The 25,445-nt window shown below is 66.6% G+C and carries 20 protein-coding genes; 11 read left to right on the top strand and 9 right to left on the bottom strand.

Annotation, left to right across the window (positions count from 1 at the left end):
• The 3 genes from HOP12_05730 to HOP12_05740 all read right to left on the bottom strand — a co-directional run.
• Nucleotides 1-1,227, bottom strand: a 1,227-nt coding sequence (locus HOP12_05730) for a hypothetical protein (protein ID NOT33656.1), incomplete at its 3' end; no start/stop codon positions are given.
• A gap of 7 nt (nucleotides 1,228-1,234) precedes the next feature.
• A complete protein-coding gene (locus HOP12_05735; protein NOT33657.1) occupies nucleotides 1,235-1,846 on the bottom strand; it encodes a hypothetical protein in 612 nt (203 codons plus the stop codon).
• On the bottom strand, nucleotides 1,843-2,553 hold the full coding sequence (locus HOP12_05740; GenBank protein NOT33658.1) for a sigma-70 family RNA polymerase sigma factor: 711 nt from the start codon (nucleotides 2,551-2,553) through the stop codon (nucleotides 1,843-1,845). Before HOP12_05740 ends, HOP12_05735 begins: the two co-directional genes overlap by 4 nt.
• A 197-nt stretch (nucleotides 2,554-2,750) precedes the next feature.
• Here HOP12_05740 and HOP12_05745 point away from each other — a divergent pair, with 197 nt between their 5' ends.
• The 11 genes from HOP12_05745 (at nucleotide 2,751) to HOP12_05795 (ending at nucleotide 20,829) form a co-directional block, all read left to right on the top strand.
• Entirely contained in the window at nucleotides 2,751-3,899 is a 1,149-nt protein-coding gene (locus tag HOP12_05745) for a glycosyltransferase family 4 protein (protein ID NOT33659.1), read from the top strand.
• Between the two features lie 145 nt (nucleotides 3,900-4,044).
• Nucleotides 4,045-5,262 carry a hypothetical protein gene (locus HOP12_05750; GenBank protein ID NOT33660.1) on the top strand — a complete coding sequence of 406 codons (1,218 nt, stop codon included), beginning with the start codon at nucleotides 4,045-4,047 and terminating at the stop codon, nucleotides 5,260-5,262.
• Nucleotides 5,262-6,512: a glycosyltransferase family 4 protein gene (locus tag HOP12_05755; GenBank protein ID NOT33661.1), complete on the top strand. Its 1,251-nt coding sequence runs from the start codon at nucleotides 5,262-5,264 to the stop codon at nucleotides 6,510-6,512. The genes HOP12_05750 and HOP12_05755 overlap by 1 nt, the downstream gene beginning before the upstream one ends.
• Nucleotides 6,487-7,632 carry a glycosyltransferase family 4 protein gene (locus HOP12_05760; protein NOT33662.1) on the top strand — a complete coding sequence of 382 codons (1,146 nt, stop codon included), beginning with the start codon at nucleotides 6,487-6,489 and terminating at the stop codon, nucleotides 7,630-7,632. Before HOP12_05755 ends, HOP12_05760 begins: the two co-directional genes overlap by 26 nt.
• On the top strand, nucleotides 7,629-9,401 hold the full coding sequence (locus HOP12_05765) for an ABC transporter ATP-binding protein (GenBank protein NOT33663.1): 1,773 nt from the start codon (nucleotides 7,629-7,631) through the stop codon (nucleotides 9,399-9,401). The genes HOP12_05760 and HOP12_05765 overlap by 4 nt, the downstream gene beginning before the upstream one ends.
• Nucleotides 9,398-11,887 carry a phosphotransferase gene (locus HOP12_05770; protein NOT33664.1) on the top strand — a complete coding sequence of 830 codons (2,490 nt, stop codon included), beginning with the start codon at nucleotides 9,398-9,400 and terminating at the stop codon, nucleotides 11,885-11,887. The genes HOP12_05765 and HOP12_05770 overlap by 4 nt, the downstream gene beginning before the upstream one ends.
• 8 nt (nucleotides 11,888-11,895) lie before the next feature.
• Entirely contained in the window at nucleotides 11,896-12,804 is a 909-nt protein-coding gene (locus HOP12_05775) for a hypothetical protein (protein NOT33665.1), read from the top strand.
• A gap of 7 nt (nucleotides 12,805-12,811) precedes the next feature.
• Nucleotides 12,812-14,239 (top strand): hypothetical protein, encoded by a 1,428-nt coding sequence (locus HOP12_05780; GenBank protein NOT33666.1) that lies wholly within the window; start codon nucleotides 12,812-12,814, stop codon nucleotides 14,237-14,239.
• Nucleotides 14,240-14,301: 62 nt separating this feature from the next.
• Nucleotides 14,302-15,999, top strand: coding sequence for a T9SS type A sorting domain-containing protein (locus HOP12_05785; GenBank protein NOT33667.1), 1,698 nt, complete (start codon nucleotides 14,302-14,304; stop codon nucleotides 15,997-15,999).
• Nucleotides 16,000-16,451: 452 nt separating this feature from the next.
• Complete coding sequence (locus tag HOP12_05790) at nucleotides 16,452-20,267, top strand: T9SS type A sorting domain-containing protein (protein ID NOT33668.1); 3,816 nt, start codon at nucleotides 16,452-16,454, stop codon at nucleotides 20,265-20,267.
• Between the two features lie 151 nt (nucleotides 20,268-20,418).
• Nucleotides 20,419-20,829, top strand: coding sequence for a hypothetical protein (locus HOP12_05795; protein NOT33669.1), 411 nt, complete (start codon nucleotides 20,419-20,421; stop codon nucleotides 20,827-20,829).
• Here HOP12_05795 and lipA read toward each other — a convergent pair.
• The 6 genes from lipA to HOP12_05825 all read right to left on the bottom strand — a co-directional run.
• Complete coding sequence (gene lipA / locus HOP12_05800) at nucleotides 20,826-21,788, bottom strand: lipoyl synthase (GenBank protein ID NOT33670.1); 963 nt, start codon at nucleotides 21,786-21,788, stop codon at nucleotides 20,826-20,828. The genes HOP12_05795 and lipA overlap by 4 nt on opposite strands.
• Before the next feature lie 88 nt (nucleotides 21,789-21,876).
• A complete protein-coding gene (gene nadA / locus HOP12_05805) occupies nucleotides 21,877-23,031 on the bottom strand; it encodes a quinolinate synthase NadA (protein ID NOT33671.1) in 1,155 nt (384 codons plus the stop codon).
• A gap of 35 nt (nucleotides 23,032-23,066) precedes the next feature.
• Nucleotides 23,067-23,486, bottom strand: a complete 420-nt coding sequence (locus tag HOP12_05810) for a DUF2203 domain-containing protein (protein NOT33672.1) — start codon at nucleotides 23,484-23,486, stop codon at nucleotides 23,067-23,069.
• Nucleotides 23,483-23,878, bottom strand: coding sequence for an iron-sulfur cluster assembly accessory protein (locus tag HOP12_05815; protein ID NOT33673.1), 396 nt, complete (start codon nucleotides 23,876-23,878; stop codon nucleotides 23,483-23,485). The genes HOP12_05810 and HOP12_05815 overlap by 4 nt, the downstream gene beginning before the upstream one ends.
• An 11-nt stretch (nucleotides 23,879-23,889) precedes the next feature.
• The gene (lipB, locus tag HOP12_05820) at nucleotides 23,890-24,618 is read right to left on the bottom strand and encodes a lipoyl(octanoyl) transferase LipB (GenBank protein NOT33674.1); all 729 of its coding nucleotides are present in this window, start codon (nucleotides 24,616-24,618) and stop codon (nucleotides 23,890-23,892) included.
• Nucleotides 24,615-25,445: 2-oxo acid dehydrogenase subunit E2 (locus HOP12_05825; protein ID NOT33675.1), on the bottom strand; the 831-nt coding region annotated here is incomplete at its 5' end. The genes lipB and HOP12_05825, both read right to left, overlap by 4 nt.

Consider the following 25,445-nt stretch of genomic DNA (forward strand, 5'->3'; position numbering starts at 1 on the left):
CTGCTCGCGCGGCGAATTCCGGCGCCGCGCGAGCAGGGTTGCCGCATTCATCGTGGTGCGGGCCGCTCGGGTTTCGCCGGCCACCACCTGCGCGCGCGCGCGCAGCGCCAATGCGCAGGCCGCCCGCTCCGGATCGCTCGCAAGTTCGAAGCGTCGCGCCGCAGCCGCGAGCAAGGCGACGGCCCCGCGCGAGCCGTGCTCCGTCCAGACCGTGGTGGCGAGCCCCACCAGGGTTTCGCCGACCCACAGGTCGTTGCCTTCACGGTCGAAGGCCCCCAAGGAACGTTCGAGCCGCGCATGAGCGCTCGCGGAGCGGCCGCTGCGATGCTCGGCGAGGGCGGCGAACAGTTCCGCCTTCGCATGTTCGTAGGCGAGCCCCATTGCGCGCGCCTCGACGCTCGCGAGTCGCGCCTCGGCAAGCGCGTCGTGATGAGCACCGAGCCTCAAGAACACCTCGGCGCGATCGAGCGCGGTCAACGGCACGATCGACAGGGCGCCGCGTGCAACCGCCTGCCGCCGCACCTCGGCGAGTCCCTCGAGCGCACGCTCGTGACGGTGCTCGAGAAAGTCGAGATAGGACAAATTGTAGGACGCGACCAATGCGTTGACGGCATCACCCCGAGCGAGGAGCCGATCACGGGACGCCCGGTAGTAGCGGCGCGCCTCACGCCCGCGGCCGAGCGCCGAGAGACAGTTCGCAATGTTCACCTCGACAAGTTCGACCCCCGCCCGTTGACGGGTTGCGAGCAACGCGCGGCGAGAATCGCGATAGCACTCGAGCGCTCGATCGGGCCGATCCACACGATGATGGAGGTTCCCTTCGTTCATCCGCAGGCGGGCAAGGGCGGCACGGTCGCCGGCGTGCGCGAGCGCACGACGGCCAGCGGCGGCGGCACGCCGCGCGTCCTGGTAGCGGCCCAAATACATGAGGGCATCGACGAGTCCGATCGCACAGCGGCCGCGCTCACCCGAATCCGCGGCGATGGCAAAGCGACGTTCCGCCTGCCGGTAGGCGGCGACCGCGTCTCCGGCGCGCCCCAACGCCCGCATCAGGTGGCCGCGCAGCCGCCACAGGGTTCCCTGTTCGGCCGGACTCGAGCATCGCGACAGCGTCCCGAAGCTCGGTCTCAACAGCTCCCACGCTCGCGCGGGCTCGAGTCGGCGAACGGCCTCCACTTCCGCCAGCAGTTGAGGTGCCAGGTCGACGGGATGGGCGCGCTCGATCACGACCGTCTCAAATCTCGATCACTGGCAGGCGCCAAGTTCCATCGGGACCTGCAAGCGTGATTTCGAGCGGGCCGGCCGGCACTGCCACGATCGCAAACAACCCATCGCCGGCGGGATGCGCGACCCGGCGCTCCTCGCCGGTTGCGAGTTCCAGCGTATGAAGTAGCGCGTCGGGCGCTTTCAGGCAACCGCGGAGCGTTACGAGCCCGGCGCCCTCGGGTTCGAATTCGCACTCGAGGGTGTCGCCGCCCAGTTCGAAACGAAGACGTCGCGCTTCGCCGATCGCGTGCCGCGCGAATGCCGGAGACGGCGACGTGGCGGAATCGAACACCAGGCGGGCGAGCCACGAGATCGATTGCCCGGGGGAGCGCAGTTCGCCGACGGCCCCGAACGATTCGAGTGCGATGCGGTGAAGCAACTCGGGCACCGGTACGGAGCGATCGGACTGCATGCGCTCGACCAACTGAGCAGCCGCAACCAGTCGCTCGCGACAGCGCCTGCACGGCGTGGCGAGGTGGCGTTCGACTGCGATCAGCGCGCGTGCGGAAAGGCGCCCCTCGAGATAGTCGAGAACTTGCCCAATCTCGAGGTGTCGTGCGGCACCGGACCAAGGATTCATGCCGGATCCTCCAGGACTCGAGCCTCTCGAATCGAGCCACGCCAACCGCGCGCTCCCAAGTCGGACTCCCGTTCGACCCCAGAGGTGGCACTACGGGTCTCGGTGATACCTCGATCGGTGGCGAGTCGCGCTGCGAGGTCGCGTCGCAACCGCTCGAAGCACCGCGCCCGGGTGGGGCCGAGCGAGCCGATCGGCACGACGAGCCGCCGGGAGAGTTCGGCATAGCTGGGAGCCGGATGCTCGTAGTAGAGCGCCTCGAGCAATCGCCGGCAACGCCCGTCGAGTGCTGTTAGTGCCAACCGTACGAGTGCCTGTTCCTCGAGGCGCTCCAAGTCCGCTCCAACCGGCCCGGCCGGGTGCCAGGGCTCGGCCGGAGTGCCTGCAATGATCGCCTGGCGGGCCTGCTCGCGGCGGCGCCGGAGCGCAGTCGTGCGCGCGATGCGTTGTGTCGTACTCGCGAGCCAGCGCACCAGGGCCCGGCCGTCTTTCAGTCGCGGAAGGCCCCTGACGAGGGCGGCGAATACCTCCTGAAAGACATCCCCGAGTTCCTCATCGGAAAGCCGATAGGAACGCCCGACTGCGTAAACGAGGCGTTCGTGACGTTCGACCAGCCGGGCCCAGGCCGCCTGGTCTCCACGGCGGCACGACTCGACAAGGGCGTGGTCACGGTCGGGGTCGAGACGGGGCCGGGGGTCGAAGGTGGGCACGGGGCAAAGCATACCGCACGCCGCCTGAGGCCAGCGCCTCCACACTGTTCACCATCCACCGGCCGGCTCGAAAGCAGGTATCAGCCACGATGGGTCCCCCACCTCTGGTGTGGAGATCCTTCAATTCGTCCGGGACGGAGACGGTACGCGACCCGGGTGATCCGCCGAATCGTTCCGCCCTGGAGACCCTCGACTCCGTGCGACTTGCCTTGCTGTGCCTTGATGACTCGATCCCGTTCGGCGGGACCCGCAACGGCTCGATTCGACTTCGCTCGGAGGCCGAAGCCTGGCTGCGCGCGGGCCATCACGTGACTGCAATCGTGTCCAACCCCGGGCCGCCGCAGCCCGTCGACGACCTGCGAGTGCTAGGGCTCGAGGTGCGCAGACTCTTGCCCGCCGCCGACACCGAGGACATCGAGGGCCTGCTCGTTTCGAGCCGTGTTACGCACGTGTGCGAACGCTTGTCGCCGCGCTCCGGCCACGGGGCGCTAGCCGCCTCTCGACTGGGCCTCACGCATTTCTACGAGGTCCATTCGCAGATCAAGAGCGATTCGCGTCCCACGAATGGCAAGTCGGATGCAGATCTTGCACGCGTGTTGCTGCGAGCAGCCTTTGAGTGCAGTCACGGCGCGATCGCTGTGTCTCACGAGCTGGCCGTGTGGACTCGGAGCGTCGCTCCCACCGGATATCCGGTAGCGGTGGTGCCGGGCGGAGTACCCCGGAGGTTCTTCGATGCACCTGACCCCAAGCTGTATCGGTCGCTGATTCCCGCGTGGCTTCGTGGCGGCGCCTCACTGCGAGTCGGATTCGTGGGCTCGCTGAGTCCGAGCCACGATCTGTCCGCACTCGTGCACGCCGCTGCACTGGTGAGTAGGCGGCGTCCCGTGCAAGTCGTGATCGTGGGTGATGGGCCGCAGCGGAACCAGCTCCTGATCGCCGCGGACCGGCGCGGAGTTCCGGTGCATCTGGTCGGAGACGTTCCTCACTCTCATGTACACGTTCACCTGGCCGCCATGGATGTGATGGTCGCCCCCTTTGCAAGCCGCGAGCTGGATCGTGTGCCGTTGGCACTTGGAGAAGCCATGGCGGCCGCACGTCCGGTCGTTGCGAGTGCCGTTCGGCCGGTGCTCGAGCTGCTCGATCACGAGCAGACCGGGCTACTCGTCGAGCCCGGCGATGTGCACGGGCTCGCCGCTTCGGTCGAGCGGCTGGCGGCGGATGCAACGCTCGCTGCAAGGCTGGGCGTGGCCGCTCGGCTCCGGGTGCGAAACCGCACCTGGGATCAGGCCGCGGCGGAGATGGTCGAAGCGCTGCTCTCGTGGCCCGCGCTGCCCGCGCCGATCTGACGGGTTTCCAGCGCCCGAATGTATCAGCGGCAACCCGACTCCCACCTGTTTGTTCGCGAATCCCCGGGCGGGGAGCGACGGATGCCAGGAGCTTCCCCCGGCGGCTCACACCGCCCCCGCTCGGTCATCCGATCTGGAGGTCGGCGTGGCGCCTAGCTGGCTGCTCTACTCGTACGACGCAATGGGCCTCGGCCACGTAAGGCGGGCACTCGCGCTGGCGCGCGCCGGACTCGCGGCGCGCCCGGACCTCTCGGCGCTGCTGGTGACGTGCTCCCCGTTCGCCGGCCAGCTCCCGATGCCACGAGGCCTCGACTACATCAAGATGCCGAGTGCGGCAAAGTTCGGTAATCAGCACTATGTCTCACGCTCGCTCGAGATCGACGAGGGCCACCTCCACGAGCTGCGCGCCAATCTGCTGCGCGAGGCGGTCACGGGCTTCAAACCGCAACTCATGCTGGTGGATAAGTCTCCTGACGGTATGGCGGGAGAACTCAAGTACGCGCTGAAATCGGCACAGGTCGCAAGCCGCGGCACTCGATTGGTGCTCGGGTGGCGCGACATTCTCGACGAACCCGATGCGGTTCAGGACGAGTGGCGAAGCCGCGACACACTGCGAATCATCGACGAATTCTATGAAGAGATCTGGGTGTGGGGCGACGAGTGCTGGTACGACCCGCGTGAGACGTACCGCATGCCGAGTTCGATCGCGCGCCGTGTCCGCTTCATGGGGTACGTCTCACCGCCGGTCGGTGCGGCAGAGCTCGAGTCGGCGCGCGCCCGTTACCCCGATGGCGACGGGCCACGCGTGCTCGTCACGGCCGGCGGCGGCGAAGACGGCAGCCACGTGATCTCGCGCGTGTTGGACAGCATCGCCAGCGGCGCATTCCCTGCTGACGCCCGTGTCCTCGTGGTATTCGGACCCTACGTACCCGCAACGACCGAGCGTCGACTGCGTGATTGTGCCCCGGCGGGAGTGAAGCTCGAGACCTTCGTGCCGGGGCTGGCACCCCTGATTGGGGCCGCCGACACGATCGTGGGCATGGCGGGTTACAACACGGTCTCGGAAGCGCTCGGCTCGCGCGTACCGATGGTGCTGATTCCGCGCGTCAGTCCGCGACGCGAGCAATGGGTGCGGGCCAAGTTGCTCGAACACCGAGGCCTCGCGGTGTGCCTGGCCCCCGATGATCTCGCACCCGCCACGGTGGGTGCCGCGGTCAGTCGTGCGCTCGAGCGTGGACGGCCGAGCCCGGATCTCCTGCCGCGTCGCGATGGGCTCGCTTCGGCGATCCGCGCGCTCGACCGATTGCTACCGGCTCGCGATCCTTCGCCACCGGTCGGCGCGACCGCACGGGACCGTGCGTGATGTCGCCACCCGCCGGCCTGCGCATCGCCTACGTCTTGCGCGCGTTTCCGCGTCTCTCGGAGACGTTCATTCTCAACGAGATTGTAGGGCTGCTCGACCGTGGTGTGGACGTACGCATCTATGCGCTCGAGGCGGTCAAGAGCACAGTTCGTCAGCCGGCTGCTGAACGGCTGCGAAACCGGGTCACGTGGATCGCGGCAACCGGGCCCGATCGCCCGCAGCGTGCCCCGCGCGGCCTGCCGCGCAAGCAGTGGCGTTACTGGCGGGCGGGCATTGTGCTCGGCCGCTTGCTGGGCGAAGACGGCACCCAGCACGTGCACGCTCATTTCGCGGGTCCCGCGGCAACCACCGCAGCGGCAGCGGCCGTGCAAGCCCGGCTGCCGTTCACGTTCACTGCGCACGCCAAGGACATTTTCAGCTGGAGTGTCGACTGGACCTGGGTGCGCGAGCTGGCGCGACGAGCCGCCGCAGTGATCACCGTGTGCGACTACAATCGCCGCTTTCTCATGCGCCGCCTCGGACCCGGCAGCCGCGTGGTGCGAGTCTACAACGGTGTGAGTCTGTCGGACTGGCGCCCGGCGCCGGGGACTCGGACCATCGCGTCGCAGGCGTTATCTGCGCCCCGGTCAGGGTCGCGCTCGAGCGCAAAGCCGCTGAGAGTGGTGGCGGTGGGCCGACTCGTCTCCAAGAAGGGATTTCACGTGCTGATCGAGGCACTCGGGCAGCTCAGGGATCGCGGCACGGCCGCGAGACTCGCGTTGATCGGCGAGGGTGCCGAACTTGAGCGCCTGCGGGCGCTGGCGCGCGAGCTTCGGTTAGGCCGGGTGGTGAGGTTCTGCGGCCCACTCCCTGAGCCCGCCGTGCGGCGCTGGCTTCAGGTTTCAGACGTTCTTGCACTGCCGTGCGTGACCGATCGAGATGGCAATCAGGATGCTTTGCCGACGGTGCTATTGGAGGCAGGTGCGTGTGGGCTTCCTGTCGTTTCCACTCCGGTCGCGGGAATTCCCGAGATCGTGCACCACGGCCACACCGGCCTTCTGGTCCCCAGCGACGACGCGCGGGCCCTGGCCCGCGCGCTTGCGCAGCTGGCTCGCGCTCCGCGGCGCCGCGAACGGTTCGGAAACCGCGCGCGCGCTCACATCAGTTCACGCTTCGATCGCCGCCAGACCATCGCGGCGCTCCTTCAAGTCTTCAGCCTCGCCGGACATTCGGGGGATCGTTCCCATGCGAAACGCGCTGCTCTGTCTTGATCCTGGGGCACCGCTCGGGGGCACCAAGGGCTGCTCGATTCACTTGCGGGCTGAGGCGGAAGCGTGGCTGAAAGCCGGGCTCGAGGTCACTGCCATGGTCACTAACCCCGGCCCGGCCGACGGCTATGCTTCGCTACTGCGCCTGGGACTCGAGGTTCGCGTGCTGCCGATCGGGGCCGATCAGGAGTTGATCGCGCGAGCACTGGCAACCAGCGGGGCCTCTCACGTCTATGAGCGTTTGGCGCTGATGGCGCCCCACGGGGCGCTCGCCGCCGCGCAGTTGCGCCTCCCGCACGTCTACGAGGTGAACGCCCCGCTCGACGAGGAAGCTGCCCGCCATCGCGGATTCCGCCAGCGTGATCAGGCACTCATTCACTTCCGTAACGGATTCTCCGCCAGCTGCGGAGCGATCGCGGTATCGGAGGAAGTCGCGCACTGGGTCCGGAGGCTCGCGCCACATGACTTTGCGGTGCGGGTGATTCCCAATGGCGTCCATCGTACTTTCTTTGACGCTCCCGATCCGGACTTGAGGCCCTTCGCCGGGCCAGCCGACGGCGCACGACACCACGTTCGTGTCGGGTTCGTCGGATCGCTCCGGCCCTGGCACGATCTCGCCGCCGTAGTGGAGTCCGCCGCGCTCGTTCGAACGACCGTGCCGCTCCAGGTCATGATCGTGGGCGACGGTCCGCAGCGAAACCTGCTCCTCGAGGCAGCTCAACGTCGAGGCGTGCCGCTGCATTTGGTCGGCGCAGTCCCTCACGAGCAGATTCCTGCCTACCTCGCAATGATGGACATCGTGATGGTGCCGTATCCGTCCGCAGGGTTGTATTTCTCGCCGCTCAAGCTCGGCGAAGCGATGGCGGCCGGGCGGCCGGTGGTGGCGACCTCGATCGGTCCGGTACGACGCATGGTGGAACACGAGGTGACAGGCCTGCTGGTGGAGCCCGGCGATGTTCACGGGCTGGCGACCGCGATCTTGAGGTTCGCGACCGACCGCGAATTCGCCGCTCGTGTTGGCGCTGCGGCTCGCGAACACATGCGATCCCGAAGTTGGGATCACGTGGGCGGCGAAATCTTGGAGTTTCTGCGCGCCGCGGATCGAGCCGAGGCCCGCCCATGAACTCCGGTTCGCGGATCGATCGCTTCCGCACCTCACTGGCGCGATCCGGTCGCGTGCTACGGTTCTTCGCACCCACCGTGCGTCCGCAGGCGGGCCGGCTCGCCGTTGCATTGGCTCTCTCAGCCCTCGCGGTACTCGCCGAGGTCTTGCGACCACTGCCATTGCAAGTCGTGATCGACCAGGTGTTGGTGCCGAATCGCGCACCGCATCCGAGTTGGCTGGCGCACTCGATCGACGCGCTGCCGGTTCGCACGCTCATTATCGGAGCTGCGCTTGCGACTTTGCTGGCGTCGGCGCTCGCCGGGCTCTTCGAGTACGTGCGAACCATCGTGCTGAGCGAAGCGGCGCAGCGAGTGGTGGCACGCATACGCCGTGATCTGTTCCGTCACCTCATGATCTTGCCATCGCAGTGGCACACCCGGCGCTCCCACGGTGACGTGCTGCTGCGACTTACCGGCGACATCGTGATGCTCCGCGAACTGCTGGTCGGAAGCCTGCTGGACGCCGCGGCATCGGTCCTGCTGATCGTCGGAACGCTCGGGATGATGTTGTGGCTGGACGCGGGGCTCACGCTGATTTCGCTCGTCGCCGTTCCACCGGTCGCCGTGCTCGGAACGTTGCTCACGCGCAAGATTCGGCGCGTGGTGCGCAGGACTCGTGAAAAGGAAGGTGCGCTCGCCGGCCGGTCGGGTGAGGCGCTCGGTGCGGTGGCAATGCTGCAGGCGTTCGGTGCCGCCGCGCAGGTCGCCGGGGCGTTCGAACGCGAGAATCGGTCGAACCTGCGATCGAGCCTCAAAGCCTCGCGGCTCGAAGCGCTGCTGGCGCGCTCCCTCGACCTCATGACCTCGGCGGGCGTCGCGGTGACGATCGTGTTCGGCACGTTTGCCGTTCTGCGTGGCGATCTCACCGCCGGCGGGCTGATTGTGTTTCTCACCTACCAGCGGGTGCTCTATCGCCCGCTGCGTCGTCTCGCTCAGGTGGTGTCGCGTTCAGCCAAGGCGGCCGTGTGCGGCGAGCGCGTGGCCGAGGTGCTGCGCACCGTACCCACGATCACCGATCGAGTCGCCGCTCGAACCTGCGAGCGCGCGAGCGGCCGACTTGAATTCGAGAACGTCGGAGTTCGGTACGAACGCGGCGACCTGGCGCTGGATGACGTCTCGTTCGAGGTACCGGCCGGTTCGATCGGGGCGATACGCGGCGAATCCGGGGCCGGGAAGTCCACGCTCCTCGCACTGGTCCCCCGCCTCGTCGATCCGACCTCGGGTCGCGTGCTGCTCGATGGTGTCGACCTGCGCGAATACACGCTCGAGTCGCTGCGCCGTCAGGTCGCTGTGGTGTTCCAGGATTCGGTACTGCTGGGACTGACGGTCAGCGAGAACATCGCGCTCGGGGACCCCGACGCCACGCAAGAGGCGATCCATGCCGCCGCGGAGTGCGCCGGTGTTCACCGCTTCGCAGCCGAATTGCCGAACGGCTTCGACACCGTGGTCGGTGAGCGAGGCGCCGAACTCTCGGGCGGCCAGCGGCAACGCATCGCGATCGCGCGCGCCACGCTTCGCAACGCGCCAATCCTCGTGCTCGACGAGCCATTCGCCCACCTCGACGACGCGAGTCGCGATCACGTGTTGGCGGCGCTGCGCACGCTGGCAAAGAGCCGCACCGTTCTGATCGTCACCCATCGTGAGCATCCAGGGCTGGTGGCGGACTTCGAGATCGTGCTGGCGGGCGGGCGCGTGGCTTCGCACCGATCCCTCGCGGGGGTCGCGTGACCGTGCGCTCCGTTGCGGCGACCGGCCGCTCACCGATCGGCTCGGCTGCTGCGCTGCTCGATCGCGCCGCCGTGCGCGCCACGCTCGCGCATGCGCTCGGCCCCCACGGTCTCGAGGTGACCGCGACGAGGGTCGACTACCTGCGCGGGAAGCTCCATACCAGCGCGTTGCTCGGATTGACGGTCGAGTGGCGAGCGGGGTCTGAAGCCGGCCACTTGCAGGCATCGATGTACGTCGCTGATCCCGCGCGCGTCGCGGAAGCCCACGCCAAGGCCTGCGCCCTCCACCTGGAACGTCCAGTGATCGGTCCGGCGATCGCATGCGCGCCGTGGCGTGATGGAGCGGGCGTCGAAACCGATGCGAGGGTCTTGCTGGTGGCGTTTCCGAACGACCGTGCGGTGCGCGGGCTGTCGGCGGTCGCAGTGCCTCGCCGCCTGAAGAATCGGATACAAGCGGGCGTGACGCTAGGTCTCGGCGAGGGCGCAAGGGTGCGGGAACGGCGTTCCCGGGTCGAGTTGATTCGTTGGAAGCCCGCGCGACGGGCGGTGTTGCTGGCGACACTCGGATGGCGGGACGACGGGACTGGCGCGCGAGGCGAGCACCGAGCCTATCTGCGCGCGTACCCCGCGGTGGGATTTCGCACCACGCTCGCCCGCTGGCAGCGCGCGGCAGGCTTCGATCTGAGCGTACCCAGCGTGGAAGGCGTGGATGCGGAGCGCCATTGGTTCGCGACCCGAGCGCTCCCGGGCACACCGCTCGCGCAGCGACTCGAGTGCGACGCGATCCCCAGCCCGGCCAAGCTCGAGCGGCACCCGCTGCTCGACGAATCCGCGGGCCTCGCGCTGGCGCCGCTTTACCAATCGGAACCTTTGGTTCGAGCCGATTCCGCCGCGAGTGACCGCCATGATCTGCGCGCCGCGGTCAAGGCCCTCGAAGCCCTGGCTGCCTGGTGGCCCGAACGCGTCGAGCTGGTGCGCGATCTTTCAGCCAGCCTCATGCGGTTCGCGGGGGAGCTGCGACCGATCGCCGTGCATCCACGCCATGGCGATCTCACTGCCGACCAGATCCTGATGCACGCAGAGGGCTATTCATTGCTGGATTGGGACGAGCTGGGAGATGGCGATCCGCACGCGGACATCGCGAACCTCGCCGTGGATGTCGCGCTCCGGACCGGGCGCGCGCTCGAGCTGGACTCGGCAGAGCGCATCGCCCGCGCCGCGATCGGCGCCTGCTATGACGCGGGGAGACTCGAGTTTCATCTCGCCCTCGCCTACGGGCGCCGCGTGTTGAGAGGCTTGCAGGTCGGAGATCCCGAATGGCGCGAGGGTGCTGGTGCATGCCTCGCGGGTCTGGGCGCGAGGCTCGCAGCGAACCCGGCGGTTGTGACTCGCGCTGGTTCAAGTCGGGCGCCCGTAGCCAGCCCGCTTTCCCGATCGCTCGAGATCCTGATCGACTCGCGGCGGAGGAGCGAACTGCTGGGTCACCGCGCCCGTGATCGCCGCCTCGCGGCGGTTTGGCCGCATCGAGACGGCGCGATTGCGCGATTCGAGCCGGTCGCAGAGTCGGGGCGGATCGCGTTTTGGCTCAAGCTCGATCCCCATGCGAGTGTGATTCCGGCCGGCATCGACCTCGAGCTTCCGTCGTTCACGTCGCGCTTGGCCGAGTCGGGCTCCCGGGTCTTGTCGCATCGTCTCGGTCGGCGCGCCACCCTGGCGTTCGAAGAACGACCGGATCGTGTCCTTGCACTGCGTCCCACGGCTCGGATCGAGAGCCTGACCGAGCGCTTGAGCAACACTCACGACTTGCTCTTGACCGCTGGTTTCCAGGTGCCGCGAGTGTTCGAGCGTGAGGGCCCCGATGGCCTGTGGCTCGAACGGATCGAAGGCAAGTCTCCGACCGTTCGTGCGCCCGCGGAGCTCTGGCACGCCCTGGGCGAGGCACTCGCCGGCATCCACGCCTGCGCTCCGCTTGGCCTGCCCGCACGCGGACCCGCGGAAGCGATGCTCGCGGCCGAGCGCCAGATTCGACTGGCCGCACTAGCCGATCCCGAGCTTGGGGCGGCCCTGTGGCGCGGGCTGGATTCTGCTCGCCAACAGCTCTCTGAACTCGAAGACTCCGCGGCCCCTCGTGCCTCGAGCGTCAGCCTGATCCACGGTGACCTTCACCTGGGCCAAATCGTCACAGCCGGGGGAAGGCCGTACGTGCTGGATTGGGAACAAGCCCATCGCGGCGAACCCGCCGAGGACCTTGGGAACTTCGCCGCCGAGTTGGAGTGGTGGCTCCCCGGCGAAGCACACGCCTTGCTCACCGTTGTCGTCGAGGCCTACCGCGCGGCCGGCGGGCACGCCGCGCCATCACGCACGTTGTGGTGGCAGCGCCTTTCGCGGCTGCGGTTGCTCGCACTTCATTCGTGGCGTGATGGCGAGCGAGAACGTGCACGAAGGCACATCCTGAAGCTCGCCCAGCCACACGGAGAAATTCTGTGAGATTGCCCATGGCATCGTGCTCGATGCTCACGCTGCTCCTGCTCGGGAGCCCGGTCGGCAGCGCCCCGATGGCGAGCCCGATCGAGGATCCGCAGTGGAAGCTCGCCGTCGAAGGGTTCACGACCTCCGACGTCATGCCGAACTCCGACGACTCGGGCCCGGATCAGGCCGCGTTCACCCGCTTCGAAATCAGCAGCGCGGCGCGAATCGCGAGTCAACTGAAATTGAGTTTCGGTTTGAACACCAGTCTCAGCCGCTATCAGCGAGTCGGGATCGCGGGCTTTGAGGAATACGGCGGAGTGCTGGCGGTACGCCGGGGGTCATCGCAGCTGGTATGGGAAGCAGGGTGGACGCCCGCACGAATCAAGTTCCAGGACGACGCGGGGCGCGCAGAATTCCGGCGGATTGAGTCCACAGTAGGATTGCGGCAAGCACTGCCGAGTGGGATTCGTGCTCGCGCACAGTGGACTTATCGCCGTGACGACTACGTGAACGTGTTCAATATCCGTGACGCCTCCGGCCCGTCGTGGAGCGCACGGCTCGACTGGCGCCCCCAGCCGATCGTGACGCTGCGCGCCGAACTCGGCGGCGGCTCCACCACCGGCCGCACAGCCAGGTACTCGCAAGACGAGCGCTGGGTCAGCGGCGGCATCACGGTCGCTCGCGGCCGCTGGAAGCTCGAACCCTGGCTGGTGAGCGGGACTCAGCGCTATCCAGAGGCTGAGGCGACCGACTCCAACTTTCGCCGCCGCGATCAATGGATCGAAACCGGAATTCGAGCCGCCGTGACGGTTCACCCTCAGCTCACCCTGCTCATCGCCGGAACACTTCTCGACCAGACCTCGTCGCGTCACGATCGCACCTACGACGTGCGATCCGTTCGCTTCGGCTTCGAATGGTTTTCCCCGGAGAATTGAGTTGGAGATGACTCATCCACCACCCCTGATCCGCCTCACGCTCCTCGCGGCGCTGATCGCAGGTATCGAGATCGCCGCGCCGGTGCGGGCCGACCTGATTACCGGCCGCGTGCTCGATCTTGCCGGCCAACCTGTCAACAACGCCGACTTCGACGTGTTCGATCGATTCGGCAACAAGCTCTCGTTCGATACCAGCTCGCGCACGACCGGGAAGTACGACCTCGAGATCGCTGCGGGCCGCTACGATTTGGTGTGCGAGCCCTTGGTGGGATCGGGACTCGCGCCTCAGCGAATCAACGGAGTCGTGGTCGCGGGGACGTTAGAACTCAACTGGACGCTCCCGGCGTCGGTGCGACAGCTTGGGCGCGTGTTGGGCCCGGGCGATCGACCCCTGGCCGGCGCATTGCTTGATTTCGACGACGCGGCAAGCGAACTGCGTCAGCCCGTGATCGGCGATGTGACCTCACCGTTCGGCACCTTTGCGGCTTTCGTCGAGTCAGGAATCTATCGCATCACGGTGACTCCGGGGTCGATTGACACCGCGCTCGCACCCACCCGACTCGTTCCCCGCGTGGTGGCCGGGACCGATACGATTGTTACGCGCCTGGTTGCCGCAGTGCACCTGATGGGCCGGCTTCGCGACGAACTTGGGAGTCCGCTCGGCGGCGGCCGCGTCACCTTCGATCAGGCCGACACTCGCGTGCGCCAGCCCGCGCTATTTCGAGAGATCGGACTCGATGGCTTCTATCGTTCGGCAGTCGAACCCGGCACGTATCGCGTCACGTTCGAGCCCCCGCTCGGCTCACGGCTGGTGGCGACGCGCTCGGGGCCGCTCACGTTGAGCTCGGACCTCGCTCTCGATGTCTCCCTGACTTCTGGATTCGAGGTTACGGGCACGCTCACGGGGCCGTTTGGAGAGCCCGTGGTCGATGGAGATCTCGACGTCGTCGAGGAAACCAGCGGGTCCAGCGTGGTCACGCCCGATGACAACACCGACGAACGCGGCTCGTTTCGGCTGGTGCTGCCAGCGGGTCGCTTCCGCCTCACCGTCTCGCCGCCATCGGGAAGTACGCTCGACACGCTGATTGCGAGCGGCGTGACGGTGACTCGGGACACGACGCTTCAGCTTCGCTACGACTCGAACTCACGGTCGCCCGTCGCATCGATCCGACTGCTCGCGCTCGGCAATCCGAGCGCGCGGCGAGCGCGCTTCGCACTCCAACTCCCGAACTCCGGCGCCGCGCGCGTAGAGGTCTTCAGCCCCACCGGACGTGCGATCCGGACCCTGGCTGACCGCTCCTTGCCTGCCGGCACAACGCAACTCGATTGGGATGGACGCGACCAGCGTGGAAACCAGGCCCGAACGGGCGTTTATCTGGTCCGCGCGCGCGCGAACGGAGAGTCCATCGTCACCCGCATCGTGGTCCTGCCATGAACTCGAAGCGCTCTACGACTCGCTCGGCAACTGAAGGTGCACGAGCATTCTGAGGAGATACGATGAAGCTTCCAGCGCAAGTCCTCGTCGCCCTGACTCTCGCCACTGACGCGTTCGCATTCGGCGTGCAGGGAAACATTTCTCGCTCGGTGGGCGGTCCGGTCTACCCTTGCGACATCGACGTGCTCGATCGGCAGACCGGTCAGTTCGTCGTGATTCCGAACGACTCGACGCTGCCGAACGGGAACTATTCCCTGACGCTCGCGAACGGCCGCTACGACCTGTACTTCCATCCTCCGATCGGCGCGCATCTCTTCCAGGGCGAAATCAGGGACCTTCAGGTCAACAACAATACGATCACGGAGAACCTCGTATTGCCGAGCGGTGTCTACTTGCAGGGGCGCGTGGTGGACTCGAGTGCGGGCGGCGTTGCGGGCGTCAGCATTCGCTTTCGCGATGTCACCGGCGATGCTCCGAACAACGTGCAGGACGACGGCACCCTTGCCGATGGGAGTTTCCTGACACTCGTGGATGCAGGCGTGTGGAACGTGGAGATCGTTCCGGCACCGGCCGCCCACAAGGCACCACGCGAGATCAAGAGTCAGAACCTCGCGACCGACCTCGACCTCGGAGACGTGGTGGTTCAAGACGGTTGGGTGCTGTCGTGCTCGGTCACGGATGCCGGCTTCTTTCCAATCGCGGACGGCAAGCTCATCGCGCGCACGGTGCCCGGACACACGAAGCTGTTCACGCCGCTGAACTCCACTTCACCCGCGGGGCTCGGCACGCTGGTCGTCCCTCCGGGTGTCTACGACATCACCGCCGAGCCGCCATCGGGCGCTCCGCTGGCGACCCAGTCGCAATACTCAGTGGTCGTGAGTGGGGACCAATCGCTGCCGAATTTCGTGCTTTCGAGCGGGCTCGCACTCTCGGCTCACTGCGTCAGCGCCACCACCTCGAGCGGAGTCGCCGACGCGGACGTCGACGTGGACTGGATGCTGCCGCCAAGCTTTCCGCGCGTCGAGACACTCGGTGACTTCACGAACGGGCTCGGGGATTTCAGCGTGCTGGTGGGCACGGGTACGTATCGAGTGACCGTCAGTCCGCCAGTCGCGACCCGCCTAATTCCCGTACGGCTTCTCAATGTCGCGGTATCGGGGCCTACTAATCTGGGGACCCTTACGTTTCCCCAAGGGCACTGGGTGAACGCCACGATTCGCGAACAAGGCACGCTGAACCCGATCGTCGGAGCCAACCTCGACTTCGTCGATCTCCAGACCTCACAGCTGCTGGTCACGATCGACGACGTGACGAACGCCGCGGGCTTCGCACGCGTAGTGACGGATTCGAAGCTCTATCGGCTGCGCGTGATACCGCCCAGCACCGTTTGGGACACGTTGATCGTCGACAATTTCCGAAGCCTCGCCGACACGACCGTCGCGCTGACTTTGCAGCCGCGCTCGGCGACCGGGGTACCGGGGCGCGACTCGGAAGCGCTGACATTCGCGGCTCCGTGGCCGAATCCTGCGCGCGGCGAGGTGACGTTTCAGTTTGAGGCCGCAGGGGCTGCCGAACTCTCGATCTGGGATGTGAGCGGACGTCGCCGCGCGACGCCGTGGCGCGGGAACGTAGTCGGCGAACAGAGGATTCGCTGGGGCACGCGGGGGGCAAATGGGGAGTCGCTCGGCGCCGGAGTCTACTTTGCGCGGCTGGAGACCAAACTCGGGCGCAGTGTTCAGCGAATCGTGCTCATGCACTAGTTCATGGAGACTCCGGCCGCTGTGGCCGGTGGAACGCGATCCGCACTCGATCGAGTCCGAACGCCTGTATCAACCGCCGCTTTGTCGCCACCTCTTCATCGCCGCGGTCTGGACCCATTTTCCGTTCTCAGGGGGCCGAGATGCCTTGCTTGCGTCGAGTCGTGTCCATCGCGGCGGTGTTCGTGGCTTTCGCCCGCGCGGGAAGTGCTCTGCCCGCCCCCACGCCAGCTGTGCCCGATGCGTCGGCCGATCCGCGGTGGAGCGTGCTGCATCTCATGCAAGGCGGCGACGCCCCGAACGTCCCGGGGCAGGTCATCCGCCATCCTTCGATCGTCACCGGCGGGCGGCTCACAGCAACTGATTCCCCGGACGTCGCTGTGCTGCCCGCCACGAATCGCACTCAAACCGAACTCTCATGCGCAATCCATCCCACGAACTCGAATATCGTGTTCGTGGGTAGCAACACCACGAACTTCCCCGTCACGACCGTGTTCGGCACCGGAACCTACTGGTCGACCAATGGCGGAGCTACCTGGTCGGGGGGCGACAACCCCGGAGGCCTCGCCAATCGCGGCGACCCTGCGGCGGTGATCGGGCCCGACGGTCGCTTCATGATGGGCTACATCTCGCCCAGCGGCGGTCAGGGTGTCAGCTTCTCCACCGATCACGGCGCCACCTGGACTCATCGTACGGTCGCCACCGCGGCGGGGCTCGACAAGAATCACCTCGCGGTCGACAACGTAGCGGGCAGCCCGCATCTCGGCGTCTACCACAATACCTGGTCCAATCTCGGCACCGGAGCGGCGAACCTGGGCGACATCGAATACAGCCGCTCGACCGACAGCGGGCTCACGTGGTCGCCAGTGCGCAACATCTCGAACAACGTGCTCGCGGGGTCCCACAACCAGGGTTGCAACAATCAGGTCGGCCCGAATGGCGAACTGTACGTGACCTGGTCGGTCTACGACGCGTTTCCAGCCAACGAGATCGCGATCGGGCTCAACAAGTCGACCGATGGTGGCGTCACGTGGCTCGGCGAGTCTCGCAAGATCACGAACATCCGCGGTCAACGCAACATAGCTTTGCCGAACACCACGATCCGCCGCAATTCGTTCCCTTCGATGGCCGTCGATGTCTCCAATGGGCCGCGTCGCGGCACGGTCTACATCGTGTGGACGAATGTCGGCGTTCCGGGCGTCAATCTGGGCACCGACGCGAGCATCTGGATGGTCAAATCGACCGACGGCGGCACCACGTTTTCAACGCCGGTCCTCGTCAACAACGATGCCGGAACGAACTCGCAGTGGTTCCCCTGGATTTCCTGCGACCCGGTGACTGGGAATCTGGCCGTGATCTTTTACGATCGTCGCGACGATCCGGCGAACAGTTTGACGCGCGTCTACATGGCCACGTCCAATAGTGGCGGCGCAACCTGGGACAACTTCCCCGTTTCCGACGTGAGCTTCACGCCCACTCCGATCCCCGGGCTCGCCGCCGGATACATGGGCGACTATCTCGGCATCGCGGCCAACAATGGCCGTGCGATGCCGGCCTGGACCGACAATCGCACCGGTAACTTTCTGGCCTACGTCTCACCGATTCTGCTCGGTGATCCGCGCGACCCGAATACCCCCGCGCAACTGAGCGCGTTCAGCGACTACTCGACCCCGACCTCGGCGCTCATTCAATGGGCCGATCCCACGGCGTTCCTGGATGGATCGCCGCTGGTCGACTTCTCGATCGACGTGCTGCGCGACGGTGCGGTGGTGGCGAATGTCGATCAGGGCGTGCTCCAGTTCGTCGACTCCGGCCTGATCGACGGTCAGCTCTACACCTATGGCGTGCGCACCCGCGACGACGTGACCGACAGCCTGAGCGTGCTCGCCGACATCACCGTGTTCGCCGGCGGGTCGCCCACGCCGGCCGCACCCTCGAACCTCATCAGTCTCGGCTCTCTGACCACCGCCACGATTGGCTGGACCAACCCGACCCGCCAGAGCGACGGCACCCGCCTCGACGATTTCGCCGGCGTGCGTCTGTATCGCAACGGCGCGTTGCTCATCGAACTCGCCCGCGCTGCCGGCGACTCAGGCCTCGTCGATTCCTACATCGATACGCCGCCACCGGGGGCTCTCTACTCCTATCGCGTCTCAGCCATCGACTCCGAGTCCCCCGTCCACGAGAGTCCCCAGGTCGCCGCCCCCGACTGCTTCGTCGGCCCCATTCCCGACATCCTGGTGTGGCAGGCCCCCGGCGTGCCGGCGACCAGCGCCGACTCGATCTTGACCGCGCTCCAATCGCTCGGCGAGTACGCGGTCAAGGTCACTAGCCTGTTTGTTTTCTCGAGCGATCTCAACGTTCACTCGATGGTGTTCGCATGCGTCGGGGTCGCTCCGAACAAGCACGTGATCAACGCCACCGAAGGCGCGGCACTCGAGAACTTCGTACGTGACGGAGGCCGGCTCTACCTCGAAGGTGGCGACTGCTTCAACTTCGATCCGGTCTCCGCAGGCGGCTTCGACCTGCGACCGATGTTTGGGCTCGCGGCGGGATCCACTGGCACCGCCGATCTGTTTAGCCTCACCGGTCTCAACGATCTCGCCGGCTTCCAGTTCACCTACGCGGGACCCAACAGCTCGATCGACGACCTGGTGCCGACCCTGTCGACCACCGTATTCCGCAACACCACCACCAACATCGTGGTCTCGGTGTTCCGCGCCCCCTATTTCCTAGGCCGCGCGATCGGCGCTGCCTACGAGTTCGGCGGCCTCCGCAGCACCACCCACACCCAGCGCGGTCTCATGACCGCCTACCTCGACCTGCTCCGCTCCAGCGGCGATCCGCGTTTGCGGGTGAGCACGACGTCTCTGACCCATTCACTTCCGCAGACTCAGTCCGGCTCCCTTGCCTTCACGATCTCGAATCCTGGCACGCCCAACGGACTTCTGAACTACGAACTCGGCGAGGCGCCGGACGTCTCGTGGCTTTCGATCGTTCCGCCCACCGGTTCGATCGCTGCAAACGGGACCGTCACGATCTCCGCGAATTTCGCGGCCGGGTCCCTGCCCGCGGGCTCCGTGATCACGAACGTCGTCGTGACCTCGAACGATCCCGTGAACAGCGCGGACACCATCCAGATCACCCTGAACGTTCAAGCCATCCCCCTGCTCACGTTGATACCCGAGGGACGCTCGTTGGTGGTGCCGGTTGGCGGCACGCGCAGCGACAGCGTGTCGCTGGCCAACACCGGAATCGGCTCGATCAACTACACGCTCGACATGATCGGAGTCGAAGGGGAGGATCAGCTCGAGTTCGATATCACTACGTTCCCGGTCACGACCCAGTCGGGCTGGGTCGGCAATGTATTCCGGGCCGGGGTCGGACTGCCGATTACCGGGATCGAGCAATGGCTCGACATTCCCACCGCCACCCAGCTGGAGTTTTTCATCTTCGAGGAGGTCACGCCCCTCATAGGACTGTGGCGCAAGATCTTCACTCGCACCGTGAGTTCCGGGACTGGTCCGAACTGGTACGCGTCGGGCCTGATGAGCACGGTACTGAAACCCACGCGGCGCTATCTCCTGGGCTGCGCTTTCGAGGGGACCGCAACCGCATTCCATGACGACGGCACCAATCTGCCGGACAACGTGGCGTTCGGAAACATCAACCGTTCGATTCAAGGATTCGATTACCCGACCCCGCCGGACTCGGCCCTGTTGAATGCCGCCGGTACGGTGGTTTGGGCACAGCGCGTGAACTTCGGCATCCCGGTCGACGTGACGATTGACTCCCCGCTCGCCGGCACACTTGGGCCGGGCGAGTCTGATGTCATTTATTTCACGGCCGCGAACGCGGATGTGGAAGGCGTTTACACCGCCGTCCTCAACGTGTTCCACGACGCGCCTTTCGCCCCTCCAGCGATTCTGCCGCTGACGATCGGCGTGGGGGACACTCCGGTCGATGTCGGCGGAGAGCAGCCGGCTCTACCGACACGTTTCACCCTTCACCCTTCGAGGCCCAATCCGTTCCGGGGCGAAACCCAAGTCCAATTCGATCTGCCGGCCGCCGGGCACGTGCGACTCGCGATCTACGATTTGAGCGGTCGCCGGGTGCGAGTTCTGCGCGATGGGCAGTTTGAAGCCGGAGCTCACAGTACACCGTGGAACGGTACGAACTCGACGGGCGAACGGGTACCCTCGGGTGTCTACTTCTATGCGATCGAGACCCCTACGGAATCGCGACGCATGAAGCTCGTCCTGCTCCGTTGATGCAGAAGTTCCGAGGCGTGCCGTCCCTCTGGGTGCCGTGATGGCGAGCGGCGCCCGGGTGCATGGCCCAATTCGCCCGGAACCCCACCGGGTCTCAATTGGTAGTAGGATGCCTGGGCGCTGGTTTCGACCGGGCCGAAAGGAGTTCGCCATGATCCAGGACCTTCAGCGACTCACGCGCACTCTGCGCTGCGCGATCCCGCTCTTCCTGCTCTTCGCAGCCACCACGCTGCTGCTGACCTCGGCCGGCTGCTCGACGCGCGAACGCACGACGGCGCCGCCCACCGTCGAGCTGGTCCCAATCACGACCGGCACGCTGACCGCGCTGCGCGACGATCGACCCGTCGACGGAGGGGTCGACCTGACGATCGAAGTCGGTCCCGGCGTCACCGATCAGTGGCGCGTGCCGTCGGTCTTCATGAAGCCGCCGGACCCTGCGGTCGTCGCCATGCACTCGGTGGTGAACGCGGCCCGCATCGGCGATCGGCTCCGTGCTACCGGTGCCCGGGATACCGACGGCGCACTGCGCGTCGCGACGCTCGAGATCCTGCCGGGGCGCTAGCCGGCGCGCTTACTGCTCTCGCCGGGCCTGACGGTGCCGGCGAGTTCGTCGGCGTGGAAGCTCGAACGCACCAGCGGACCGCTCGCGACGTTCTCGAAGCCGAGTGCCACCGCCTGCTCGCCCCATGAGCGGAACTTGTCCGGGTGCACGTACTCGATCACCGGCAGGTGATTGGGGCTCGGCCGCAGGTACTGACCGATCGTGAGCAGCTCGCATTCGTGCGCGACCAGGTCGCGCAGGGTCTGCTCGATCTCGTCGTCACGCTCGCCGAGGCCCAGCATCAGGCCCGACTTGGTCTTGATACCCGCGCCGCTCGCCTTGACGCGTTGAAGCAGTTCGAGCGTGCGATCGTAACGAGCACTCGGACGCACCATCGGGTGCAGGCGCTCGACGGTCTCGATGTTGTGATTGATCACGTCCGGATGCGCGTCGATCACGCGCTGCAGGTCCTCACGCTTTCCGCGGAAGTCCGGAATCAGGATCTCGATCACGGTGCTCGAACGCTTGCGGATCTCTTCGATGGTGCGGGCGAAGATCGTGCTGCCGCCGTCCGACAGGTCATCGCGTGCCACCGAAGTGATCACGGTGTGGCGCAATCCCATCCCGGCCACGGCTTCTCCGACCCGCCGCGGCTCGTCCCAATCGATGAACCCGTTCGGCCTGCCGGGTCCGACTGCGCAGAAACCGCAGCGCCGCGTGCACATGTCGCCGAGGATCATGATGGTGGCGGTGCCACGCGACCAGCAGTGGCCGAGGTTCGGGCACCGCGCCTCTTCGCACACGGTCACGAGCTTCTGGCTTCGCAGCAGCGCTTTGGTCTCGGCGTACTCCCCGCTGCCCGGCAGCTGGACCTTGAGCCACTCGGGAAGCCGGCGATACGAGGGACCGGACGCTGAGTCGGCTCCGACTCCGACCCCGGCACCCGACGCACAGCCTCCGAAGCGCGGCGTGACCGGCAGCTTCTCGGGCACCGGCGGGCGCGGCGCGCCGAGCACGCGGATCTGAGTGCGTCCGTCGTCGTCGCGGGTGACCAGTTCGTCGCTCACGTCAGTCCTCGCTCATGGTGGCGCGCGCCACCTGTCCATCGCCCTTCAGGGCCAGCATGCGGTCGAGCGCGACGCGTGCGTCGCGCTTCACGTCGTCCGGCACGCGAACCACGTTCACCGCGTGGCCGTCGACCAGATTCTCGAGCGTCCACAACAGGTGCGCGGGATCGATGCGGTTCATGGTCGCACACGGGCACACGTTGGTCTGGAGCGAATGGATGCGCTGGTCCGGATGCTCGAGCGCGAGGCGATGCACGAGATTGATCTCGGTCCCGATCGCCCAGTGCGTACCGGGCGCCGCGCCGCGCACCTGATCGATGATGAACTCGGTCGAACCCACTCGATCGGCGTTCTGCACCACGTCGAATGGACACTCCGGATGCACGAGGATCCGAACGCTCGGGTCGGCGGCACGTTCCGCATGGATCTGCTCGAGCGTGAACTTGCCGTGCACCGAGCACCAGCCGCGCCACAGGACGACGCGTGTCTCGGGCCGGAAGCACCGCGCGTTGAACGCGTCCAGCTCGCGTACCCGGAACTCCCATTCGGCCAGTGCGTCGAGCGGGAGCCCCATCGCGACCGAGGTGTTGCGGCCCAGGTGCTGGTCCGGAAAGAAGAATACGCGCGGCTTGCGCTCCCATGCCCATGCCAGCACCGTCGCAGCATTCGAAGACGTGCACACCACGCCGCCGCGCGCGCCGCAGAACGCCTTGAGTGCCGCGGTCGAGTTCATGTAGGTGACCGGCGTGAGGGTATCGCCGTGCACGCGTTGCAGGCGTTCCCACGCCTCCTCGACGTCCTCGATCGCCGCCATGTCCGCCATCGAGCAACCCGCCTTGAGGTCGGGTATCACGACCGACTGATGCGGTTGGCGCAGCACGTCCGCCGACTCGGCCATGAAGTGCACGCCGCAGAACACGATGTATTCGGCATCGGTCTGCGAGGCCGCGAGCTGCGAGAGCTTGTAGGAGTCTCCGCGAAAGTCCGCGAACTCCATGACGCTTTCGCGCTGGTAGTGGTGTCCGAGGATCACGGCGCGGCGTCCGAGCGTGCGCTTGGCCGCCCAGGTGCGTTCGCGGATCGCGTCGGCGGTCAGCTCGACATAGTCCGAGAACGGAAGTGCTCCGGCCGGCGACGGATGGAGGAGGCTGCTCATTCGACCTTCAGGGTTCGAGGCGAAGGCCCGAACCGCTAGTCGCGCTCGCTCGAGTGCAGCGGCTGGCGACTCGAAAAGCCGCCGTCGAGCGAGTGCCAGTGCGAGACTTCGGACTCGCCGAGTCGCCAGCACAGGAACACCAGCCGGTCACCCGAGAGTGCATAGAAATCCACCAGTCCGCGATCGAGATCCTTGACCACCGCGCCGAGGCGTTGAATCGCCGCGATGCCGCGCGAGATCTCCTCGGCCAGCGCCTGGGTGCGCTCCTCGAGCGCCTTGCGCTCGCGCAGATCGGGATTATCGTCCGAGACTCCGGCGGTCACGACCTTCAGAACGCCGACGCGCGATTGAATGCGGTCGAACTCGGCGTTCATCTTGACGAGCTGCTCCATGCGGGGGCGGACCTCGACGAGCTGGCGCGTAGCCTCCTCGATCGAGAACAGCGTGATCTTCACGCGTGCGCCTCGCCCCCATGGGCCGCATCTTTGCCCTGGGCGGTCTCGGCCGTCTCGGCGGTCTCGAACGAATTGCCACAACCGCATGAGCGCACCGCATTGGGATTCTGGATCGAGAAACCATTGCCCTGCAGCGACTCGACGTAGTCGATGCGGACGCCGTCGAGCACCGCGGCGCTCTGCGGATCGACCACCACCTTGACCCCGCCGAACTCGCCGACCCAATCGCCGGTATCGACCGTCGACGCGAGCGACATGCCGTAGGAGTACCCGGAGCAACCGCCCTTCTGGACGAACACACGGAGTCCCACGATCGGATCCGCCTGCAGCGTGGTCTGCTCGGTGATGATCTCGCCGAGCTTCTTGGTTGCGGCGTCGGTCAGCGTCAGCATGGAGCTTCCTTTCAGCGGGAAGTTTCCCGCATGGGATTCGTCGGTTGGATCGCAGCCGCCCGGCGTCGCGCCGTATCGGCACTCACCTCGAGCACCTCGTCGTAGCCGAGTCGCCGGGCCACCACCGCGCTGACCTCCGCCCTCACCGCGGCGAGATCCGGCGCCCGGGTGCCGAGCTTCCGGGCCATGGAGGTCATCGCGATGCCCTTCAAGCCACACGGATGGATGTCGTCGAACCCGGAAAGATCCGGACAGACATTGAGCGCGAAGCCATGATAGCTCACCCATCGACGCACGGCGATGCCGATCGAGGCGATCTTCTCCCCCGCGACCCACACCCCGGTGCGGGCCTCGATGCGCTCGCCGGCGAGCCCCCAGCGTGTCAGGGAATCGATCAGCGATTGCTCGATCTCGCGCAGCAGTCGGTGGGTGTCGTGCCCCAGGGCCGCGAGATCCGCGATCACGTAACCCACCAGCTGGCCGGGGCCATGCCAGGTCACGTCTCCTCCGCGCGTCACCTCGACGATTTCCACACCGCGGTCGCGGATCGCATCCGCCTCGAACTTGAGATTCTCCCAGCCGCCCGCGCGTCCGATCGTGAGCACCGGCGGATGGTCGGGAAACAGGAGCCAGTCGTCGGACTCGCCGGCGGCGCGTTTCTCGACCAGCGCCTGCTGGATCGCCACGCCCTCGCGATACGGCGTCTCACCGAGATGACAGACCTGGAGCGTTCGGCTCACACGTGGAACCACAGCAGCTCGGGCTTCTCGAGCAGCTCGCACACGCGGCGCAGGAACTTGACCGCCATCTCGCCGTCGACGACGCGATGGTCGAAGCCGATGACGGTGTTCATCATGGGGCGGATCACGATCTGGCCGTCCTTCACCACCGGGCGCTCGACGATCTTGTGCACTCCGAGGATCGCCACGTCCGGCACGTTGATCACCGGCGCCGAGTTGATCGCGCCGTACACGCCGGCGTTCGTAATGGAGAACGTGCCGTCCTGGATGTCGTCGGGCTTGAGCCGATCGGCACGCGCGCGCGCGGCGAGATCGTTCACGTCGGTTGCGAGCTGCACCAGGTTCTTTCGATCGCAATCCTTGATGTTCGGAACGATCAGACCCTTCTCCTCGCGGCCGACCGCCATACCGATGTTGTAGTAGCGCTTCACAACGATGGCGTCGTCTTTCACTTCGGCGTTCATCCACGGGAACTCGCGCAGTCCGACGACCGCGGCCTTGATGAAGAACGGCATGTAGGTGAGCTTGATGCCCTGGGCCTCGAGGCGCGGGCCGTACTCCTTGCGCAGTGCGCCGATCGCGCTCATGTCGCACTCGTCGAAGCAGTGCGTGTGGGCCGCGGTGTGCTTGGCGCGCACCATGTTGTCGGCGATCAGCTTGCGGATCTTCGTGAACGGAACCGTCTCGCTGCGCGGCCCGGCGATGGCGGCCGTGGTGGCGCCGCTCAGGAATGACGGCAGCGCCGCGGTGACGGGCCTAGCGGCCGGTGCGGACGTGGGTGCGGGTGCGGGCGCAATCGGAGTCGCACCGCGCCGGTCGGCGCACCG

It is taken from the genome of Candidatus Eisenbacteria bacterium, assembly GCA_013140805.1.
In the GTDB taxonomy this organism is placed as follows: Bacteria; Eisenbacteria; RBG-16-71-46; order RBG-16-71-46; family RBG-16-71-46; genus JABFRW01.

Bases quoted from the DNA above. Each gene is read 5' to 3' on its own strand.
- HOP12_05735 (NOT33657.1), bottom strand. From the start codon at position 1,846: ATGAATCCTTGGTCCGGTGCCGCACGACACCTCGAGATTGGGCAAGTT.
- HOP12_05755 (NOT33661.1), top strand. From the start codon at position 5,262: ATGTCGCCACCCGCCGGCCTGCGCATCGCCTACGTCTTGCGCGCGTTT.
- HOP12_05760 (NOT33662.1), top strand. From the start codon at position 6,487: ATGCGAAACGCGCTGCTCTGTCTTGATCCTGGGGCACCGCTCGGGGGC.
- HOP12_05765 (NOT33663.1), top strand. From the start codon at position 7,629: ATGAACTCCGGTTCGCGGATCGATCGCTTCCGCACCTCACTGGCGCGA.
- HOP12_05775 (NOT33665.1), top strand. From the start codon at position 11,896: ATGGCATCGTGCTCGATGCTCACGCTGCTCCTGCTCGGGAGCCCGGTC.
- HOP12_05780 (NOT33666.1), top strand. From the start codon at position 12,812: ATGACTCATCCACCACCCCTGATCCGCCTCACGCTCCTCGCGGCGCTG.
- HOP12_05785 (NOT33667.1), top strand. From the start codon at position 14,302: ATGAAGCTTCCAGCGCAAGTCCTCGTCGCCCTGACTCTCGCCACTGAC.
- HOP12_05795 (NOT33669.1), top strand. From the start codon at position 20,419: ATGATCCAGGACCTTCAGCGACTCACGCGCACTCTGCGCTGCGCGATC.
- nadA (NOT33671.1), bottom strand. From the start codon at position 23,031: ATGAGCAGCCTCCTCCATCCGTCGCCGGCCGGAGCACTTCCGTTCTCG.
- HOP12_05815 (NOT33673.1), bottom strand. From the start codon at position 23,878: ATGCTGACGCTGACCGACGCCGCAACCAAGAAGCTCGGCGAGATCATC.